We start from the raw sequence: 2,826 nt of genomic DNA on the forward strand, positions 1-2,826 counted from the left end.
GAAGAGCACCGGGGCCAACTAGCTTTGGTGGATCTTGTTCTCGATACCTTTCCCTACACAGGTGCAACCCACACTATGGAAGCTCTCTACATGGGTGTGCCAGTTCTTACCTTAGTAGGTCGCCATTACTACGGCCGAATGAGCTACAGTCTGCTAAAAAATATCGGTCTTGAAGATTGTATCACTTGGTCAGTAGAAGAGTTTATCCAACGTGGGATCCAACTGGGCAATGATCCAAAGTGGATTAACCAGATCAAGAGGAATATCAGGGATTCCCGTCGTTGGTCAGTAATTTGGGATCCAAGAGAACATGCTCGCAGCATGGAAGCTACCTTCTTCCATATTCTAGAAGGTAAATCCCACGAAACTTATACGTTTCACCCCAACGACTTGTACTCAACTCCAGATGAATGGAACCAAGCTGGGATCGAGCTCATTCGATCCCTAAGTGCTGATGCTTCAGTCTCAACACGTCAATCTGCTTGGGAAGAGGCACTATCCCTGTGGCGAAGAAGTTTGGCTAAGGATCCCCGCCATGTTCCCTGCTGGCTAAATCGAATACATGCTCTACTGGTACTGGGCGATCGTTCTCGTGCCTTTGAAGATGCCTATGCTCTACTAGAGTTTCTGTGTACAGAAGCGGCAGGTTTACGTCCTTCCAAAGCGATAGATCTCCCCATCTGGGTTGAAAGCGAAGTTTCTGCCCGCCCAAATGCTTACACGAAACACAGTTACCTCTATTATTTAGCCAGATGGATAGCTACTCATATTGGAGTCGTATACAGCCCAGAAGCCATGCGATTTTGGAACCTAACTTATTCGATAGATCCAGATGATGAACAAGCAGCTCTGGCGGTAGCGATTGAGCTTCTCTCGCAGAAAAAGATAGAAGGGCTAATACCAATTAACCATATACTTAGCCTTGATCCAACTCATCGCCAAGCATGCCTGGTCAAGGAAATTACACTGTGGGAGGTTGTGTCTCAAGTGCAAACAGCCTCTTTCCCTGCGCAGCCCGATCTCTATTTTGACTATGAAAATTGCAGACTCTCCCTCGAGCCTTCGTTCTCGAGTGTTGTCACGCGCGTTCTACTTACTCAAGGAGAATGGTTTGAGAGCGAGATTAGCTTCTGCAAGCACTTTTTAAGACCAGGGATGAACGTAATCGATGTAGGGGCAAATGTTGGAGTATATACTTTCCTTGCTGCGCATCGAGTAGGCCCTACGGGTAGTGTAATCGCAATTGAGGCCACGGCTTCTTGTCTTCAGTGTATGCGGAAGACAATAAGTGCCAGCTCCCTAGAGGATGTTGTCTTCCTTATCGAAGCTGCTGCCGGTGAGCATGAAGGCACTGTTCAGTTAGGAGAAGAAAGATCTGGGGCATTTAACTCTATCGGAAATCCGAAGCAGGCATCAGGGCAGGCGTCAAATAATGGTGAAGGAAAAATTGTGAATCTTGTTACCCTGGACTCTGTGTGGCGTTCGAAAGGTGAACCCCGGATTGATCTTATCAAGATTGATGTAGAAGGCGCGGAAGAGCAGGTCGTTTCCGGCAGTCTAGAGTTGCTTGCCGCCAGTCACCCTGTTCTTATTCTTGAAAACAAGCACGGCCCTAAAGTTACTGGAACTTCTACAGCTAAAATACTGGAGCCTTTGGGATATGAGTTTTACACCTACAACCATTTCCTGAATAAGCTAGCCAAGATCAAGACTCAGCAATACTCGATTTCTACTCTAAACATTATTGCGATTCATCCTTCAGATCTGGAAAAAGTTGCAGACATGATATCGGTTTAGTAAAGTTGGATCCGAATTTTGCTCTTTTGCTTGTGTTGAGCAAGGAGCTTTCCAGGGCTGGGTGATTTCTGTTGTACGAGCAAGTCATTCAACTTTTCTGGGGAACAGAGCTTGCAGTGGGGGTGGGCAATCGTAAGTAGACAGCTCATGCCAAGAAGTCCAACTGACGTTAGACACTGCAGGCGCCGCGAGCAAGCCAATTTGAGCAAATTCAACTAACCGGAAGAGCGTAGCAACTGCATCAGCTGCTGGGGCGTCATCTGCTCGTAGGGCTCAAAGGGCTGGTGGATCCAAGGGTTATCCGGCAAATAGTCCACATAGTAGTCGGGTTGATAGACGGAGGCGGCCTTGTACCACAGTACGCCGGTGCGGATCTCCTCGATGTAGAAGCCGTAGTGGTGCTTGAGCCAGTGGACAGAGCGCTTTAGGGTCATGCCAGAGTCTGCCAGATCGTCCACCAACAGCACGTGGCTGCCCAGGTTGGCGGTGGTCATGGCTAGATCCCGCGAGAAGGTCAGTTGCCCCCGCTGGCGGTTACCGGGCCCAGAGTAGGAAGAGGCTGAGAGAATAGCCAGGGGCAGGTCGAAAAGACGGGCCAAGGTATCGCCGATGCGCAGCCCCCCCTTGGCAATACAGACGATTTGGTTGAATTCCCACCCGCTTTCGTAGACTTTGACGGCCAACTCCTCGATTTTGCGGTGGTAGTCGGCCCAGGTAATGGAAATTTCGTGCAAGGGATCCCCCTCTACCCATCTAGAGTGCTCAGTTTAATAATGACGCTTCTCCCCTCGACTAGGGACTAGCTTTCTTTCAGAGGGATCACCTTCACCCAATGGGCATAGACGGGATCCCGATTTTCGGTAATTGCCGTCAGCTTCTGCCGCAACTGCTCGGTGATGGGGCGGGAGGGGGGCAGGACGTACTGCTCGATCTGGCGGATGGGCGTAATCTTGGCAGCAGTGCCAGTCAGGAAAGCTTCATCGGCAATCAACAGCTCCGACTTATCGACAGGCCGTTCTTGGGTAGGGA

2 protein-coding genes and 1 pseudogene are annotated in these 2,826 nt (G+C 49.8%); 1 reads left to right on the plus strand and 2 read right to left on the minus strand.

What is annotated here, in order from left to right; all coding sequences use genetic code 11:
* Positions 1 to 1,797: FkbM family methyltransferase (locus NW846_RS12435; RefSeq protein WP_414516177.1), on the plus strand; the 1,797-nt coding region annotated here is incomplete at its 5' end.
* Positions 1,798 to 2,012: 215 nt separating this feature from the next.
* Here NW846_RS12435 and NW846_RS12440 read toward each other — a convergent pair.
* Together NW846_RS12440 and NW846_RS12445 are read right to left on the minus strand one after the other, a co-directional pair.
* Entirely contained in the window at positions 2,013 to 2,531 is a 519-nt protein-coding gene (locus NW846_RS12440; RefSeq protein ID WP_414329088.1) for a phosphoribosyltransferase, read from the minus strand.
* A 65-nt stretch (positions 2,532 to 2,596) separates the two neighbouring features.
* Positions 2,597 to 2,826: pseudogene (locus NW846_RS12445) on the minus strand (branched chain amino acid aminotransferase); the annotation flags it as partial.

Origin of the sequence: Synechococcus sp. W60.3, assembly GCF_047502615.1 — a bacterium.
Lineage (GTDB): Bacteria > Cyanobacteriota > Cyanobacteriia > Thermostichales > Thermostichaceae > Thermostichus.